This is a genomic window from Psychrosphaera haliotis (genome assembly GCF_039523615.1).
GTDB lineage: Bacteria > Pseudomonadota > Gammaproteobacteria > Enterobacterales > Alteromonadaceae > Psychrosphaera > Psychrosphaera haliotis.
On sequence record NZ_BAAAFQ010000001.1, the window covers coordinates 524,589 to 540,931 of the forward strand.

Sequence of the window (16,343 nt, forward strand, 5' to 3'; positions counted from 1 at the left end):
TGCCGTCTCCTAAGTTTTAAGTTTTTTTAATACTTCAAACGGATTAGGTTTTTCCTGCACCGTCGCTTCTGGCGCTAACTCACCAAAGCTCATGTTCTTGTTACCAAGTTCACAATCTTTTGGTTCATGCATTGCTACAATAGGCAGCGCCAACATTAATTCGTCTTCAACCAAATGAACAAGGCTAATAGAGCCATATTCGTCTAGTTCAATTTCATCATATGCTTCCGGTATTGGATCTTCACTTTCCTTAGCCGCGTTACGTATAGGCGTATAAACGAAGTCAGCTGTTACCTCTGCCTTCAGTCCTTTGCCACAACGTTGACAAGTTAGTTCTAAACTAGCTGTCGCCGTGCCCTGAATCACAACCAAATCCTGTGGATCAACTCCACATTCAATAGATACATTCACGTGATCTGTTAATACTTCAGCCACTTCATTTAGACGTGACAGATTTCCCTTGACGATAATACCGTCATAGGTCATACGTTTTAACGCAGCTTTCGCTGGCTCGATCGAGAGAGGAATTTTTACCGTTTGCATAGGGCGCGCATATTATAGTGAAGGAAACTGAGAGTCAAAAGAAAATGACCTTATTCCCTTAAAAAATAGAAATTAGCCATGTAAAATAGCGTATATTCCTTTTATCATCGTTAAATAGATTAAAAAAGAATCATTATGACTAATCGCGAAAATCGAACCATCATTTTAGGCTCAACTTCACCATTTAGAAAGGCCTTATTAGAAAAATTAAATATATCCTTTAAAACTGACAAGCCTGAAGTCGACGAAACCCCTCTTCAAAACGAAACGCCTGATAAACTAGTTGCAAGACTCGCTTTATTAAAAGCACAAGCCGTTGCTGAACGACACTCTAACTCTATAGTCATTGGCTCAGACCAGGTCGCCGTTTTTGATGGTGAAATACTTGGTAAGCCACATACTCACGAAAACGCCGTTAAGCAATTAAGTAAATTTTCAGGTAATACTGTGACCTTTTTAACCGGCTTAACAGTGATTGATACTAATAGTGGATTAACAAAAACACTTGTTGAACCCTTTGACGTGGTATTTAAAACATTAACGTTAGAAATGATTAATCAATATCTTTATGCTGAAAAACCTTATAAATGTGCAGGAAGCTTCAAGAGCGAAGCATTAGGTATTTGTTTATTTGAAAAGCTAACTGGTGACGACCCTAATACTTTAATAGGGTTACCATTAATAAAGCTAGTTGGCATTTTAGGCGAAATGGATTATTCGGTTTTATCGCAACAGAGCAACTAACAATAATGACTCATCCTAAAATGTGCTGATCTTTATTTAGATATAATGGCTATCTTAAATAAAAAGACCCCCAGTAATTGGAATTTTCAACTATTGGGGGCATTTCCGATAAGAGCTTGTGCTGATTCGCTATCATTTAGTTGGATAATAGCTAAATGGTAGCTAACCGTTGTCTGTGCTTTCACCAGCAACAATCATAGCCTGCTCACCAAGCTTTTGTAACACAACTTCTAACTCAGGTTGAAGCGGCGCCTCAAAACGCATTGTAGTTTCAGATAACGGATGAAAAAATGAAATTTCCTTAGCGTGAAGGAATAATCTATTTAACCCTACCTTTTTAACCACTTTATCAAATTCGCGATCACCATACTTATCATCACATGCAATTGGATGCCCTTGGCAAGCCGTGTGAACACGAATTTGGTGTGTTCGTCCGGTCTGAGGTCGAGCTTCAACTAAGCTACAATCTTTGAAATTACTCAATACCGAAAACAGCGTGCAAGACTTTTTGCCTTCCTCTCTATCTGTTATAACTAGACGTTCGCCAGACTTAGTGGTGATTTTCTTAAGTGGTTCCTGTACTGACTTTTGTTTTTCTGACCATTGTCCTCTAACTAAAGCCCAATAAACCTTGTTCATAGTCTTAATTCTTAATTGCTCATGTAACGAAACTAAAACGGAACGTTTTTTGGCAATTAGTAAAATACCTGAAGTATCTCGGTCAAGGCGGTGTACAAGTTCCATCATTTTTTCTTTTGGTCTTAACGCTCTTAAGCCTTCAATCACACCAAAACTTACGCCGCTACCACCATGCACCGCGATGCCCGAAGGTTTGTTCATTACAATTAGGGACTTGTCTTCAAAGATAATCGCTTTTTCCAACGCTTGCACTGAGCTTAAACCGGCAGAAATACCTTCGCTTTCTTCTTTTACGCGGACCGGCGGAACTCGAACAATATCGCCTAGTTGCAGCTTGTAAGTTTGCTTTATTCTTCCTTTATTAACCCTAACTTCACCTTTGCGGAGAATCTTATAAATTACGCTCTTTGGGCACCCTTTTAATAAGGTGATCAAAAAGTTATCTATGCGTTGACCCTCATGAACATCGTCTATTTCTATTTGTTGTACTTTTGGGAAATTTATCGCTTTTTCTGACATAGTTTTTGATTCACTCACAAATTTAAATAATTTTATTCAATTTTACGCTTAATTTCTGTTGCTATAATCCACTTTCACGTCGATAATAGCACGGCTTATAAAGCAACTGATTGAACTGCCTCACGTAATGAACGTAAGAGTCATGTAACGGAGCAGGGTTTGAGGCCGCGATGATATCAGAATTAACCGAGTATGTTTATCTTTCATTTTTAACAAACATACCGAATAAAGAACACCAGACCTCAAACCTCCACGCCACTTAAGTAAGGTAATGCGAGTAACATATTACCCTCTTCTTTAACCGTTCAGACCAGTCAAATCGAGGCGTCTATTTAACCAGTGCCACCATTCCCGTTTTGTTTACGATAATGGCACAGACAGAATTCTAAAAATTTGGAATTGATAAACCTTTAATTACAGTCGAGATGATTGAAATTTGACAGATAACTAGTTGAGAAACTACACAGTGTCGAGGTGTATTCAAGTGCATCGAACATTAATGGAATGTGGCCTACTACTAAAAGAAGAGCTACATACATGAAACGCATGTTAATTAATGCCACGCAACAAGAAGAAATGCGTGTTGCGTTGGTTGATGGTCAAAAACTGTACGATCTGGACATAGAAAGCCCAGGCCATGAACAGAAAAAGGCCAACATCTATAAAGGAACCATCACTCGAGTAGAGCCTAGCTTAGAAGCGGCTTTTGTTGATTATGGTGCCGACCGCCACGGCTTTTTGCCACTTAAAGAAATTGCACGTAATTACTTCCCATCAGATTATAAATTCAGTGGTCGCCCTAACATCAAAGAAGTGGTGAAAGAAGGCCAAGAAGTTATTATTCAAATTGATAAAGAAGAGCGTGGCCAAAAAGGTGCCGCACTTACTACTTTCATCAGTGTTGCTGGTAGTTATCTTGTATTAATGCCTAACAACCCAAGAGCTGGCGGCATTTCACGTCGAATCGAAGGTGACGAGCGCACTCAACTTAAATCTGCATTAAGCAAGCTTGAGTTACCAAAAGGTATGGGCTTAATCGTTCGTACTGCTGGTGTTGGTAAATCTTACGAAGAATTGGAATACGATTTACGTGCCCTACTTCTTCACTGGGATGCCATTCAACAAGCAGCTGACAGCCGACCTGCGCCGTTCTTAATTCATCAAGAAAGTAACGTTGTATTCCGTGCTATTCGTGACTATTTAAAACGTGATGTTGGTGAAATAATTATCGACAGCCAGAACGTATTTAATGAAGCAAAAAGCCACATTGAATTATTCCGTCCTGACTTTTTAGACCGCGTTAAGCTTTACCAAGGTGAAGTTCCGTTATTTACTCATTACCAAATTGAGTCGCAAATCGAATCTGCCTTCCAACGTGAAGTTCGATTACCATCTGGTGGTTCAATTGTTATTGATCCTACAGAAGCCCTTGTTTCAATTGACATTAACTCGTCAAAGGCAACAAAAGGCAGCGACATTGAAGAAACGGCGCTTAATACTAACCTAGAAGCTGCTGAAGAAATTGCTCGTCAACTTCGTTTGCGTGATTTAGGTGGTTTATTAGTTATCGATTTCATCGATATGACACCGCCAAAGCATCAACGTGATGTTGAAAACAGATTAAAAGACAGCGTTAAACAAGACCGTGCACGTGTTCAAATTGGCAAAATCAGCCGCTTTGGACTGCTTGAAATGTCACGCCAGCGTTTACGTCCATCATTAGGCGACGCGAGCCAACATACTTGTCCTCGTTGTGATGGCCAAGGCACAATTCGTTCTAACGAATCTTTAGCACTTTCTATTCTTCGTTTAATCGAAGAGGAAGCGATTAAAGAGAACACAGCTCAAATTCAAGCTCAAGTTCCAGTTGTTGTTTCATCTTACTTACTAAATGAAAAGCGTGATGCGGTTCGTCACATTGAGAAAAATAATAACGTCAGCGTTGTTATTATTCCTAATATTCATTTAGAAACTCCGCACTATGAAGTATTACGTGTTCGTGTTGATGAAGAATTAGCTGATACTAGTTTCAAAATGGTGAAGCAGCCAGAGCAGAATGATTTTGTTAAAGAAATTGTTGTGCCAATGAAAAAAGAAATTGAGCAGCCTGTACTAAAAGGATTTGCAGCTCCAGTAGCTCCAGCTCCTTCTCAACCAGCACCAACTCCAGCGGCAGCAACAAAACAAGCTGAAGCTAAAGGCCCTGGTTTATTTGAAAAAATTGGTAAGTTTATCTCTGACCTATTTTCATCTGATGACTCTGCAAAGAAAACAAGCAAGAGTAATTCAAGTGGTAAAGGTAAGAATGAACGTGGCGACAAAAACGATCGTAACTCAAATCGTCGCAACAACAATAAAAACAAAAACCGCAATAATAGAAACCGCTCTCAAGATAAAGACAAGAGTAAAGAAGCAGACTCTCGTAATGAGCGTGTAGAAAATACGGATGAAAAACGCAGCGACAATAAGCGTAACAAGCCTAAAAATCCGCGTAATCAAAACAGAAGAAAACCTGAAACTACTGAGAAAGTAGGTTCTGAGCAAGTAAGCCAAGCGCCTGCGGCGAAAGAAGAAAAGGTTCAAGAGCGTCGTAAACGCAGAAATAATCGTAAAAAAGTACGCATTGAGAAAACAGAAAACAATGCGATGGATGCAGCGATTAATAACGTTAGCGAAGCTGAGGTACCTAAGGTAGAGACTGTAAATACGCAACCTACTGTTGACGCTAAAACTGAAGAGCCAATAGTTGAAACAACTATGAGTGAATCAAATAGTGCACCGACAGAAACGCTAAAAGTTGAAGCAGTTGAGGCAACAAGCACTCAAGAAGCTGAAAGCAAAAAGGCTCCGGTAAAATCGCGTAACAAACCTTTGTCTAAGTCTAGTACTAAGAATGAAGAACGTAGAGGCTCTATTAAATCTAAAGTGCAAACTGAAGATAAAGCTGAGACTAATTCAGACTTGTCGAACGATGAGCCTGTAGCTGTAGACTCAACTTCAGAGGCTGTTGAAGCTAAGCCAGTTGTTGAAACTAAACCTGATGTTGAAGCAAAGCCTGTTGTTGAAGCTAAACCAACGACAGAAGCTCCAGTTGAACAAAAAATGGCAGAAGTACAACCTACTTCAGAGCCAGCATCTGAAGCCAATGTAGAAACTCCAGCAGAAGTTAAAGTAGATGCTGAAGTAAAAGTGGATGCTGAAGTAAAAGCAGATTCTGAGGTTGTAGAAAGTCGCTATCCAGAGAACGATGCTGAGTTCGAAAAGAACCACAAGCACCCGACTCCAGTTTCAGAAACTATTGAGAAGGTGTTACACGAACCTAGTGTTGCTAAACCAAGCTACAAAGGAACGTCTAGCGCGCCAATGACAAAGCCTGCTCCTGCCGAGAAAACTGAAGGCCCTATGCCAACAGTAATGGCTGCAGAAGACCGTACTAAGGTTGTTGTATCAGCAAGAACTGGCGGTGCGTCACAAGCTACAGGCTCTGCAACGTCTGAAACACAAAAAACGTTGTAAGGCTACCAAGCTGTAAGGCGTAAACAATAAGGTCTGTAAAACAGACCTTATTAAAAATAAAAAACGAGGCTATTGCCTCGTTTTTTTATGCTTACTAAAAGTGCTACAGCTTACATTAAATTTTAGTCCCTTAGATTTTACTTAGTCATCCTTTTGGATACCGTCCACAGTTACACCTTGTAAAAATCCAGAGCCAGTCTGCTCATTGTTTCTTAGTTTAATCATTAACCTTAAGTCATTTGGTGAATCCGCGTGATGCAGAGCATCTGCATAACTGATCCTAGACTCTTGGTAAAGGTCAAATAAAGCTTGGTCGAAGGTTTGCATACCAAACTCTTTAGATTTACCCATCACCTCTTTAATGCCTGAAATATCACCTTTTTTGATTAACTCTCCTACCATAGGAGAATTAAGTAATACTTCAATAGCTGCTACTCGACCAATACCATCGCTAGTTTGGATAAGCTGTTGGGCAACAATAGCTTTTAAATTTAGAGCCAAATCATACTTAAGCTTGTCGTGTTTTTCTTTTGGAACTAAGTGCATTATTCGGTCTATTGCTTGGTTAGCATTATTTGCGTGTAATGTAGCTACACACAAGTGGCCTGTTTCAGCAAACGACAGTGCATATTCCATAATTTCTTGAGACCGTATTTCACCAATTAAAATAACATCCGGAGCTTGTCTTAATGAGCTTTTTAACGCTGACTCAAAAGACGGCGTATCAATACCAACTTCTCTTTGAGTTACCATGCAACGTTTATGCTCGTGTACAAACTCGATTGGGTCTTCAATTGTAAGAATATGACCTTTAGAATTACGATTTCGATAGCCAAGCAACGCAGCTAGACTTGTTGATTTACCCGTGCCTGTGCCACCGACAAATAGTACTAGGCCTCGTTTCGCCATGATAACGTCTTTTAGAGCCGCAGGCAGGCCTAACTCATCTACATCAGGAATATTTGTAACGATACGCCTAACAACCATGCCTACATTGTCTCTTTGCCAAAACGCAGAAACACGGAAACGGCCGGCATCATTTGCGACGGCAAAATTACATTCCTTTTCTGAATCAAATTCGTTTTGTTGTTTATCTGACATACAGCTACGAACTAGTCGCTCTGCTTCCATGTCAGTAAGAGGTTCGTGATCTAACGGTGTTAATTCTCCATTAATTTTTGCACTAATGGGTAAGCCTGCTGTTATAAATAAATCAGAAGCTTTTTCTGCCACCATCTTTAAAAATATTTGTTCCATTGAGTCCATTACATACTCCAATATTGGCTCTTAAAAACCACCACCAAAACCTTGGCTAAATAAATTCTTATCGTGTGCCTTAGCTTGTGCGTTTTCTTTACTGACTAAGCCTTTGTTCATCAGGTTTAATAAGCACTGATCCATCGTTTGCATGCCGTGTGCAGCTCCGGTTTGGATAGATGAGTACATCTGCGCAACTTTGTCTTCCCTAATAAGGTTTCTAATCGCAGGAATGCCCATCATGATTTCATGCGCTGCAACTCGTCCGCCACCTGTCTTTTTACACAACGTTTGTGAAATAACTGCGCGTAACGATTCTGACAACATTGAGCGAACCATGTCCTTTTCATCACCAGGGAATACGTCAACAATACGGTCAATAGTCTTAGGTGCTGAGGTTGTATGCAAGGTACCAAAAACCAAATGTCCGGTTTCAGCCGCCGTCATTGCGAGTCTAATTGTTTCTAAATCTCGTAACTCACCAACTAATATAACGTCAGGATCTTCACGTAGAGCAGATCGTAAAGCATTACTAAAGCTCAACGTGTCTCGATGAACTTCCCTTTGGCTTATTAAACTTTGTTTATTTTGATGTACAAATTCAATTGGGTCTTCAATTGTTAAGATGTGGTCGTGACGTTGCGCGTTAATGTAATCAATCATTGCCGCTAACGTGGTTGATTTACCAGAACCTGTTGGTCCAGTAACAAGAACAAGGCCTCGAGGGTTTTCCGCAATATCTCTAAAGATATCAGGAGCGCCAATATCTTCTAAACTAAGTACCTCAGAAGGAATTGTACGAAATACTGCAGCGGCGCCACGATCTATATTAAAAGCGTTAACACGGAATCGTGCTAAATCAGGAACTGAAAAAGAAAAATCGGTTTCTAGATTTTCTTCGTATTCTTTACGTTGCTTATCATTCATAATATCGTAGATAAGTGCTTGAACTTCACGTGCATCTAACGCAGGTATGTTAACTCGTCTAACATCACCATCAACGCGGATCATTGGTGGAGTTCCAGCAGAAAGGTGTAAATCTGATGCTTTATGTTGAACACTAAAGGCAAGTAATTCAGTAATATCCATATGGCTAACCTATTAAATAACTAAGACACTGTATATGTCAGAAAATAACGTTAACATTACCATAGCAAATCGACTGGCAACTGCCCACGACAAAATAAGCGATGCCTCAAAAAAAGCAGGCCGACTTCCCGAACATGTCAGCTTAATTGCCGTTAGCAAAACAAAACCGCCGTCTGATATCGAAGCAGCCTTCCAAGCTGGGCAGTTAGAGTTTGGCGAAAACTATGTACAAGAGCTTGCTGATAAAGCCCAACAGCTTTCTAAATTAGAAAACCTTTGTTGGCACTTTATCGGTCCTATCCAGAGTAATAAAACTGCATTAATTGCTGAACATGCCAATTGGGTAGATAGTTTAGACCGCATTAAAATTGCCCGACGACTAAACAAACATTGTGAAGAGTTAAACAAACAATTAAATGTTCTAATTCAAGTTAATATCTCTGACTCAAATACAAAATCAGGCATTGCCCTTCTCGATGTAGCAAATTTTGCTGAAGAGATTCAAGAATTTAAATCTTTAACCCTCAGAGGCTTGATGGCTATTCCCGATGAATATTTAGATAAAAACAAACAAAAAGCAGAGTTTGAACAACTAAACACTTGTTTTTTGGCACTTAAGCATCAATATCAATCGGTAGATACCTTGTCATTAGGCATGACTAACGACATGGAAGCCGCTATATTTAGTGGTAGTACTATGATTAGGCTTGGTACCGCCATATTTGGCCCTCGTACTAATTAAATAAACAACATCACGGGATTTTAATGACACAAAATAACAACACTTCGTATGCATTTATCGGCGCGGGAAACATGTCTGGCGCTATTATTGGTGGAATGGTTAATAGTGGTGTAGAGCCATCTCGAATTATTGCAACCAATCGTACAAAGGAAAAACAACAAGCTTTAAAAGCTAAGTTTGGCATTATTACTGATTTAGATAATCAAGAAGCTATTAAACAGGCTGACGTTGTAATCCTAGGTGTTAAGCCACAAATGATGGCTGATGTGTTAACTGACTTAGTTTCAAACGGTGCAGACTTTTCTGACAAACTTGTGGTAACTGTGGCTGCTGGCTTATTGGTGAAACGTTATACTGACATAATTGGCGATGTACGATTTGTTCGCTGTATGCCAAATACGCCATCTTTAGTTGGTCACGGCGTGTCTGGATTATATGTTGGCTCTAGCCAAGCTCGTTTCGATAAATCAGTAATCGAACAAGATATACAAATAACGACTGAATTATTTAGCCACGTTGGCGCTACAGTTTGGTTGAAATCGGAGTCAGAGATTGATCAACTTGCCGCCGTTTCTGGTTCTGGTCCCGCTTACTTCTTCGCCTTTATGGAAGCGATGGCTAATAAGGCTAAAGAGTTTGGGTTTAGCGAAGATGTTGCCAATATAATGGTTCAAGAAACCGCAATTGGCGCTGCAAAAATGACATTTAACAAAGACAAGAGTTTTGCCGAGCTGCGTGAAAATGTAACCTCTCCTGGAGGCTCTACTGCCGCTGCTTTAAACGTATTTAATAATAACAACCTTCAAGCTACTGTAAATGAGGCACTCGATGCTGCGGTAACTAGAGCTCAAGAGATGAGTAAACTTTAATTATGCAAGCTACCCAATTTTTAGTTAATACTTTATTCGACCTCTATCTAATGGTCGCCATTTTGAGAGTCTGGTTACAATTGGCTCGTGCTGACTTTTATAACCCTGTTAGTCAGTTTGTTGTTAAAGCGACAAACCCTTTGCTCATTCCATTGCGCAAGGTCGTACCGGGACTAGGAGGAATAGACTGGGCCGGTGTGTTATTAGTTATCTTTGTTGCATTTGCAAAGGTCGCTACGTTGCAACTCATGTTTGGCGGTGCTTTTCCTTGGGTTAGTATTTTAGTAGCCAGTTTGATAACGGTTGTGCAAGAGGTGTTCACGTTGGTTTTTTGGGTGACCATAATTCGAGCTATTTTGAGCTGGATTAGTCAAGGTTACAATCCGATTGAGGCATTATTGCATCAACTCACAGACCCCCTGCTTGCGCCAGTTCGAAAGGTTATTCCACCTCTAGGCGGTCTAGATTTAAGCTTACTAGTATTCTTGATTGCCCTACAGTTTGTACAATTATTATTTAATGACTTTTTAAGTCGTTTACTATAAAAGCAATGAACGGAAGATTCATTATGAATAAATTAATATTAGCCATTACCTTGTTCGTTTCAGTGTTGCTGTTATCTCCTAGTACGAGTGCGGAACAAAAAATTACTAAAGGTGATTGGGACATCCATTACATTGCCTTTCCAAGTTCGTTTATTAAACCAGAAACTGCTCGCGAGTATAACTTGGAGCGCAGTCGTTATATGGCTATTGTCAATATATCGGTTTTGGATAGCAGCACACAGAAAGCCCAAAATGTGAGTTTAACTGGCAATGCAAAAAATCTCTTAGGCCAAACTAAGCAGCTTAGCTTCAAAAAAGTAAAGGAAGGCGACGCAATTTATTATTTGGCTCAGCTCAAGCACAGAGACGAAGAAAACCTTAACTTTACGATTGAAGTTCAACGAGGAAATCGTACAGAAACAATTAAATTCAAGAAAAAGCTCTACGTTGATTAACATCAGGGAGCTTAGTTAAAAACAATAATTAGGGCGTACAACAGCCCTATTTATTATACGACTAAACCTATAAACCTATGAACGACTTTGACATCTCTTGGCTTCATCATTCTAAGTTGTATTCTATGCGTTATTTTCGCAGCATCGCATCTAACTGATCTACTATTTCACTCCAATCACCATCCGATTCCAGAGAATCTCTTAAAAATGAAGATTGAGACGCGCTCCAAAAAGACGCTTCATCTATTGTTACGTCGTCCGGAATATTATGTTCTTTAACAAAGTGATATATACCAGAACGCGTGCCGTCTAGACCTAATTGTTCAAATAGCCCAGATATTGAATGTATCGACGTATCCATAAAACCCCCTAAGTTTTTAAAACTCTCTTATATAAAATAGCTTGTTTATTTAGGTACTGAAAAAAATATTCTTGGATATTTTAATAGTTATTGCTAACTTGGTTAAAATAACAACAAAAATGCAGGTATTCAAATATATGACTGTCACAACCCAACTAGCTGAAGATAATGGTATAAAAGCAATTCTTTTAACCGCAGAAGACGTTAATTTAGCGGCCTCACTTTTATATGTTGCTTACCACGACGATCCCATTTTCAAAGAAATATTTGATGGCACCAAAGAAGGTTATGATACTCGCTTGCGCGGTGCAATCAGAGAGGAGTTATCAGCATTTTGGCAAACTCAGCAGCCGATGATTGGGTTGTTTTCGGGTCCTCATTTACTAGGGGTGGCTTGTCTTATAGAACCACAGAAAGGCCTAGAGCCAGAACGGTTTTGGCATTGGCGATTAAAAATGATGCTTCATGCTGGTTTTCTAAGTACCCAAAACATGATTGAAAAAGAAAAAAAGGTTGCAGCTGCGATCCCACACGAGCACTACCACCTTCTTACTTTTATCGCCATTCATCCAGATCACCAGCACCATGGCTTAGGTCAATACTTAGTAAAGGCCGTAGACTCAATTGTTTCGGAAAATCAAATTAGCGAAGGTGTCGCTGTTTTTGTTACAAAAGAGAATAATAAGCCATTGTTTGACGGCGATAATTATGAAACATTAACGAATATAACGATAGGCGACGTTGCCGGCACTTTAATGTTCCGCAATAAATAAAGACATAACTGGATTATTATGGCTAAACCCAAAAAGCTAAACTCATTTAAAGCATTTTATCCGTACTATTTGTCAGAACATCAGCATCCTATTTGCAGAGGCTTGCATTATGCCGGAAGTACTTTTGTTATTTTAGTTGCACTTTATGCCATCACGTCCAATCAATATATGTACTTTTGGTTGCTTCCCTTCATTGGGTATGGCTTTGCTTGGGTTGGCCATTTTTTTATAGAAAAGAACCGCCCAGCAACCTTTACCTACCCGTTTTACAGCTTTTTAGGCGACTGGGTAATGTTTAAAGACTTTTTAACAGGTCAGTTAGACAAAAATTTAAAACTTCACAACCTCGATTAAACGCTTAATGGCTGTACTATAAAAGCGTAGAAAGGTAGAATGGTTGTCCAAAAATTTCTTCTGAGAGTAACAAACGTTTTGCAAAATAAACAAATATTAGATTTCGTACTAGACAAAATTGATGATCTTAAAGCAAAAGGCGTGCTTACATTTGATGTAGCAGAGACGTCTTCAATTACAGACTACATGGTAGTTTGCTCGGGTACATCAAAAAAACACGTCCAATCAATTGCAGATCACGTTTTAATGGAAGCAAAACAAACTGAAGACCCAGCATTAGGCTATGAAGGCATGGAAGAAGGCGAATGGGTTTTAGTTGACTTGGGTCCAGTGGTTTTACACGTAATGCAAGATGCAACAAGAGACTTCTATCAACTTGAAAAACTTTGGCAGGAATCTAGCAAGTAATCGCTTATGAAGATTCAATTAGTCGCCGTTGGTAACAAAATGCCAGGCTGGGTAACATCAGGATTTCAAGAATACCAACGCCGCTTCCCTAGAGATTGTGCGTTTGAGCTTATTGAGATCACCCCTGGCAAACGAGGTAAAAATGCTGATATAGCAAGGATCCTTGAGCAGGAAGGTGAACGGATGTTAGCGGCGGTGCCTAAGTCAAATAGAGTTGTAACGCTTGAGGTAACCGGAAAGCCTTGGACTACACACGACCTTTCAAAACAACTTTCAAGTTGGCAAATGGATGGTCGCGACGTTAGTTTACTGGTTGGTGGACCAGAAGGGTTGGCACCCGCTTGCATTGCACGTTCTGAGCAAAAGTGGTCGCTATCACCTTTAACGCTGCCTCACCCAATGGTTCGCGTTGTTGTAGCAGAGAGCTTATATCGAGCTTGGAGTCTCAATAACAATCACCCTTATCATCGCGAATAACGTATGCGCAGAAACTCCTATCAAATGCAAGATCACACCGCCGAAGCGCATCTATTTGCTAGGCGCGCTATAACGGCTTTGATAGCGGTGGCCGCTCTGATGGGAGTGCTAATAGCGAATCTGTATTATTTACAGATAGAAAAATATCAAACATATCAAACCCGTTCTAATGAAAACCGCATCAAAGTCCAGCCTGTCCCGCCAAACCGAGGGATAATACGTGACATTAATGGCAACATACTCGCTGCCAATGAGCCAAGCTTTTCTTTAGAGATCATCCCCGAAGCAGTCACTGATATGGAATGGACGCTGTCAGAGTTACAGTTAATTATTGATATCCCGGACGAGCAAGTAGAACAATTTAAACGAATTATAAAATACCAGCGCCGTTTTAAGAGCATCCCCATAAAAACAAAGCTAACCGAAAACGAAGTCGCCGCATTTTCAGTAAAACAACACTTATTTCCTGGCGTCGCTATTGAAGCTCGACTTAATCGCCACTATCCATATACAGACACCATGACTCATGTAATAGGTTATGTGGGTAAAATTAACAAACGTGACTTAAATAGGTTAGAACGAGAAGAACGAATTAAGAACTACGCAGCCACTCGTAGTATCGGGAAGTTAGGGCTCGAACGATTTTATGAAGAGCAACTTCACGGCACTACGGGCAGTGAAGAAGTAGAAGTAAACCATCGAAGCCGAGTATTAAGACAGCTGAGCATTGAAGAGCCCAAACCAGGTACAGACCTTCACTTAGCAATTGCCGTGGAAATGCAAGAACAAGCCAAAAAGTCGCTAAGACAAAACCGGGGAGCTATTGTTGCAATGGACCCTCGTGATGGCGCCATTTTAGCTATGTATTCCAACCCCAGTTACGACCCAAACCTTTTTGTAACAGGCATATCTCAAAAAGATTATTCATTGATATTGAATTCCAAAGATAAACCAATGCTCAATCGTACTACGCAAGGCCAATACCCGCCTGCGTCAACTATCAAGCCACAATTAGCATTGTTGGGCTTACACAAAAAGCTAGTTACTCCTGAAACTACCGTTTGGGATCCAGGATATTGGCGATTCCCTAATGTTGAAACCCAACGGAATTTTAGAGACTGGAAAGTTGGCGGCCATGGTTGGGTAGACCTAGTTACCGCGATTAAACAGTCTTGCGACATTTATTTTTACGACCTAGCCTACCGCCTAGGTATTGACGAAATAAGTCCATTCATCTCTAAATTTGGATTTGGAGATTATACCGGCATAGATATTCATGAAGAATATAAAGCGACGATGCCGTCAAGAGAATGGAAAAAAGAAAAGAAGCGTCAACCTTGGTATCAAGGAGATACTATTTCAATTGGAATTGGCCAAGGTTATTGGACAGCAACGCCTATGCAACTTGCGATGGCGACGTCTGTATTAGTTAATAAAGGCGATGTGATTGAACCCAAAGTAGTATCAGCAACCAGTGTAGATGAATCTATTTCATTAACACCTATCAAAAAGCGAAATCCAGTTGTGGTCAACAACCCAAAACATTGGGACACTATTTTAGATTCAATGTATCAAACGGTAAATGCAATTGACGGTACAGCTCGCGCAGCTTTTGTCGACGCTGTTTATACCGCTGCTGGTAAAACAGGGACCGCGCAACTGTTCAGCCTTGGCGAAGATGAAGAATACGACGCTTCCAAAATCAATGAACGCCGACGTGATAATGCAATGTTCGTTGGTTATGCCCCTTATGATAATCCTAGTATTGTTATTGTTGTAGCGGTAGAAAATGCCGGAGGCGGCAGTGCTAATGCGGCTCCAGTTGCGAGAGAAATGATGGATTTATATTTTTCGATGGGATTAGCTAACAAACGAAACATCTCGACTGAAATCATAAATGTTGAAGAGACAGAATTAGCTGAGGAGAATAACGGTGGCTAAAACCGAAAATGAACGCCGACGCAGTTCTCTATTTTTTAGATTCCATATCGATTTGCCTTTATTGGCCGGTATTTTAACTCTAATGCTTATAAGCCTATTTGTGGTTTATAGTGCTGGTAGTCAAAATATGGATATGGTTGTAAGACAAATGGTTAGGATGGGTCTTGGTTTGTTTGTCATGTTGCTGGTCGCCCAAATTTCACCTTTCACCTATCAAAAATGGGCCCCTCATATATTTGTCACTGGTATATTATTACTCGTTGCTGTTCTGTTGTTTGGCGATATGGGAAAAGGCGCTCAGCGCTGGTTGAACCTCGGTATAATAAAGTTTCAACCTTCTGAAATAATGAAACTGTCTTTACCTATGATGATGGCTTGGTTTTTAAGTAAATACACGTTACCGCCGTCCCTAAAGAATACCTTCTTAGGGTTTATCATTATTGCAACACCTACACTTCTGATAGCTAAACAGCCAGATTTAGGTACTTCATTACTAGTAGCAAGTAGCGGCTTTTTTGTTATGTTTTTAGCCGGTTTAAGCCTGAGAGTATTATTTGGTTTAGTTATTTCTGTTGGCGCATTTTTACCAATCCTTTGGTTTTATTTAATGCATGGTTACCAAAAACAACGCGTACTTACCTTCTTAAATCCAGAAAGTGATCCGCTTGGCTCCGGTTACCACATCATTCAATCAAAAATAGCCATTGGCTCTGGTGGCACCGAAGGTAAAGGCTGGCTGCAAGGCACACAATCACAATTAGAGTTTTTACCTGAGCGCCATACTGACTTTATTTTTTCTGTTTTTAGTGAAGAGTTTGGTTTTGTAGGTGTTCTTTTGCTGTTATCTATATACGCCTTTATTATCGTTAGAGGTATGCAAATAGCGTCGCGAGCGCAAGAAGCTTTCACCAAGTTATTAGCTGGCAGTTTAACGCTAACCTTTTTTGTCTATCTTTTTGTTAATATTGGTATGGTTTCGGGATTATTACCGGTTGTGGGTGTTCCTTTACCTTTGGTAAGTTACGGTGGAACATCAATAGTGACTTTAATGGCAAGCTTCGGTATTTTAATGGCTATTGGAACTAATAAACGACTATTGGCTAGTACTTAA

The 16,343-nt window shown here is 40.0% G+C and carries 17 protein-coding genes; 12 read left to right on the forward strand and 5 right to left on the reverse strand.

What is annotated here, in order from left to right; all coding sequences use genetic code 11:
* Nucleotides 1-9: 9 nt before the first annotated feature.
* Nucleotides 10-543, reverse strand: coding sequence for a 23S rRNA accumulation protein YceD (gene yceD, locus ABD009_RS02315; protein WP_155695165.1), 534 nt, complete (start codon nucleotides 541-543; stop codon nucleotides 10-12).
* 135 nt (nucleotides 544-678) lie between these two features.
* Between yceD and ABD009_RS02320 the strand changes: the two genes are divergently transcribed.
* Nucleotides 679-1,287 carry a Maf family protein gene (locus ABD009_RS02320; RefSeq protein WP_343822396.1) on the forward strand — a complete coding sequence of 203 codons (609 nt, stop codon included), beginning with the start codon at nucleotides 679-681 and terminating at the stop codon, nucleotides 1,285-1,287.
* Nucleotides 1,288-1,449: 162 nt separating this feature from the next.
* Here ABD009_RS02320 and rluC read toward each other — a convergent pair whose 3' ends face one another.
* Nucleotides 1,450-2,445: a 23S rRNA pseudouridine(955/2504/2580) synthase RluC gene (gene rluC, locus ABD009_RS02325; protein ID WP_343822397.1), complete on the reverse strand. Its 996-nt coding sequence runs from the start codon at nucleotides 2,443-2,445 to the stop codon at nucleotides 1,450-1,452.
* A 537-nt stretch (nucleotides 2,446-2,982) separates the two neighbouring features.
* Here rluC and rne point away from each other — a divergent pair.
* Complete coding sequence (gene rne / locus ABD009_RS02330) at nucleotides 2,983-5,961, forward strand: ribonuclease E (protein ID WP_343822398.1); 2,979 nt, start codon at nucleotides 2,983-2,985, stop codon at nucleotides 5,959-5,961.
* Between the two features lie 141 nt (nucleotides 5,962-6,102).
* Here the strand turns inward: rne and ABD009_RS02335 are convergent, their stop codons facing one another.
* Nucleotides 6,103-7,227, reverse strand: a complete 1,125-nt coding sequence (locus tag ABD009_RS02335) for a PilT/PilU family type 4a pilus ATPase (protein ID WP_343822399.1) — start codon at nucleotides 7,225-7,227, stop codon at nucleotides 6,103-6,105.
* A gap of 21 nt (nucleotides 7,228-7,248) precedes the next feature.
* Nucleotides 7,249-8,307 carry a type IV pilus twitching motility protein PilT gene (locus ABD009_RS02340; protein WP_343822400.1) on the reverse strand — a complete coding sequence of 353 codons (1,059 nt, stop codon included), beginning with the start codon at nucleotides 8,305-8,307 and terminating at the stop codon, nucleotides 7,249-7,251.
* A gap of 34 nt (nucleotides 8,308-8,341) precedes the next feature.
* Here ABD009_RS02340 and ABD009_RS02345 point away from each other — a divergent pair, with 34 nt between their 5' ends.
* From ABD009_RS02345 to ABD009_RS02360, 4 genes are read left to right on the forward strand one after another with little or no spacing between them, the layout of a single operon-like run.
* Nucleotides 8,342-9,049 (forward strand): YggS family pyridoxal phosphate-dependent enzyme, encoded by a 708-nt coding sequence (locus tag ABD009_RS02345; RefSeq protein ID WP_343822401.1) that lies wholly within the window; start codon nucleotides 8,342-8,344, stop codon nucleotides 9,047-9,049.
* Between the two features lie 23 nt (nucleotides 9,050-9,072).
* Nucleotides 9,073-9,918 carry a pyrroline-5-carboxylate reductase gene (gene proC / locus ABD009_RS02350; protein WP_343822402.1) on the forward strand — a complete coding sequence of 282 codons (846 nt, stop codon included), beginning with the start codon at nucleotides 9,073-9,075 and terminating at the stop codon, nucleotides 9,916-9,918.
* Nucleotides 9,919-9,920: 2 nt separating this feature from the next.
* Nucleotides 9,921-10,463 (forward strand): YggT family protein, encoded by a 543-nt coding sequence (locus ABD009_RS02355; protein ID WP_155695172.1) that lies wholly within the window; start codon nucleotides 9,921-9,923, stop codon nucleotides 10,461-10,463.
* Nucleotides 10,464-10,486: 23 nt separating this feature from the next.
* A complete protein-coding gene (locus ABD009_RS02360; protein ID WP_343822403.1) occupies nucleotides 10,487-10,918 on the forward strand; it encodes a DUF4426 domain-containing protein in 432 nt (143 codons plus the stop codon).
* 130 nt (nucleotides 10,919-11,048) lie between these two features.
* On the opposite strand, the gene ABD009_RS02365 is transcribed toward ABD009_RS02360, so the two are convergent.
* Nucleotides 11,049-11,279, reverse strand: coding sequence for a DUF2789 domain-containing protein (locus ABD009_RS02365; protein ID WP_155695174.1), 231 nt, complete (start codon nucleotides 11,277-11,279; stop codon nucleotides 11,049-11,051).
* Between the two features lie 137 nt (nucleotides 11,280-11,416).
* Between ABD009_RS02365 and ABD009_RS02370 the strand changes: the two genes are divergently transcribed.
* The 6 genes from ABD009_RS02370 to rodA all read left to right on the forward strand — a co-directional run bounded on the left by ABD009_RS02370 (nucleotide 11,417) and on the right by rodA (nucleotide 16,343).
* On the forward strand, nucleotides 11,417-12,052 hold the full coding sequence (locus ABD009_RS02370) for a GNAT family N-acetyltransferase (RefSeq protein ID WP_155695175.1): 636 nt from the start codon (nucleotides 11,417-11,419) through the stop codon (nucleotides 12,050-12,052).
* An 18-nt stretch (nucleotides 12,053-12,070) separates the two neighbouring features.
* The gene (locus ABD009_RS02375; protein ID WP_343822404.1) at nucleotides 12,071-12,406 is read left to right on the forward strand and encodes an Mpo1-like protein; all 336 of its coding nucleotides are present in this window, start codon (nucleotides 12,071-12,073) and stop codon (nucleotides 12,404-12,406) included.
* 78 nt (nucleotides 12,407-12,484) lie between these two features.
* On the forward strand, nucleotides 12,485-12,814 hold the full coding sequence (gene rsfS, locus ABD009_RS02380; protein ID WP_343822405.1) for a ribosome silencing factor: 330 nt from the start codon (nucleotides 12,485-12,487) through the stop codon (nucleotides 12,812-12,814).
* Between the two features lie 6 nt (nucleotides 12,815-12,820).
* Complete coding sequence (gene rlmH, locus ABD009_RS02385; protein WP_155695178.1) at nucleotides 12,821-13,291, forward strand: 23S rRNA (pseudouridine(1915)-N(3))-methyltransferase RlmH; 471 nt, start codon at nucleotides 12,821-12,823, stop codon at nucleotides 13,289-13,291.
* A gap of 3 nt (nucleotides 13,292-13,294) precedes the next feature.
* The gene (gene mrdA / locus ABD009_RS02390; protein WP_343822406.1) at nucleotides 13,295-15,232 is read left to right on the forward strand and encodes a penicillin-binding protein 2; all 1,938 of its coding nucleotides are present in this window, start codon (nucleotides 13,295-13,297) and stop codon (nucleotides 15,230-15,232) included.
* The gene (gene rodA, locus ABD009_RS02395; protein WP_330997724.1) at nucleotides 15,225-16,343 is read left to right on the forward strand and encodes a rod shape-determining protein RodA; all 1,119 of its coding nucleotides are present in this window, start codon (nucleotides 15,225-15,227) and stop codon (nucleotides 16,341-16,343) included. The genes mrdA and rodA overlap by 8 nt, the downstream gene beginning before the upstream one ends.

What these genes read in the sequence shown, in the direction of transcription:
- yceD (WP_155695165.1), bottom strand. Translation starts at nt 543, where the DNA reads ATGCAAACGGTAAAAATTCCTCTCTCGATCGAGCCAGCGAAAGCTGCG.
- ABD009_RS02320 (WP_343822396.1), top strand. Translation starts at nt 679, where the DNA reads ATGACTAATCGCGAAAATCGAACCATCATTTTAGGCTCAACTTCACCA.
- rluC (WP_343822397.1), bottom strand. Translation starts at nt 2,445, where the DNA reads ATGTCAGAAAAAGCGATAAATTTCCCAAAAGTACAACAAATAGAAATA.
- rne (WP_343822398.1), top strand. Translation starts at nt 2,983, where the DNA reads ATGAAACGCATGTTAATTAATGCCACGCAACAAGAAGAAATGCGTGTT.
- ABD009_RS02335 (WP_343822399.1), bottom strand. Translation starts at nt 7,227, where the DNA reads ATGGACTCAATGGAACAAATATTTTTAAAGATGGTGGCAGAAAAAGCT.
- ABD009_RS02340 (WP_343822400.1), bottom strand. Translation starts at nt 8,307, where the DNA reads ATGGATATTACTGAATTACTTGCCTTTAGTGTTCAACATAAAGCATCA.
- ABD009_RS02345 (WP_343822401.1), top strand. Translation starts at nt 8,342, where the DNA reads ATGTCAGAAAATAACGTTAACATTACCATAGCAAATCGACTGGCAACT.
- proC (WP_343822402.1), top strand. Translation starts at nt 9,073, where the DNA reads ATGACACAAAATAACAACACTTCGTATGCATTTATCGGCGCGGGAAAC.
- ABD009_RS02355 (WP_155695172.1), top strand. Translation starts at nt 9,921, where the DNA reads ATGCAAGCTACCCAATTTTTAGTTAATACTTTATTCGACCTCTATCTA.
- ABD009_RS02360 (WP_343822403.1), top strand. Translation starts at nt 10,487, where the DNA reads ATGAATAAATTAATATTAGCCATTACCTTGTTCGTTTCAGTGTTGCTG.
- ABD009_RS02365 (WP_155695174.1), bottom strand. Translation starts at nt 11,279, where the DNA reads ATGGATACGTCGATACATTCAATATCTGGGCTATTTGAACAATTAGGT.
- ABD009_RS02370 (WP_155695175.1), top strand. Translation starts at nt 11,417, where the DNA reads ATGACTGTCACAACCCAACTAGCTGAAGATAATGGTATAAAAGCAATT.
- ABD009_RS02375 (WP_343822404.1), top strand. Translation starts at nt 12,071, where the DNA reads ATGGCTAAACCCAAAAAGCTAAACTCATTTAAAGCATTTTATCCGTAC.
- rlmH (WP_155695178.1), top strand. Translation starts at nt 12,821, where the DNA reads ATGAAGATTCAATTAGTCGCCGTTGGTAACAAAATGCCAGGCTGGGTA.
- mrdA (WP_343822406.1), top strand. Translation starts at nt 13,295, where the DNA reads ATGCGCAGAAACTCCTATCAAATGCAAGATCACACCGCCGAAGCGCAT.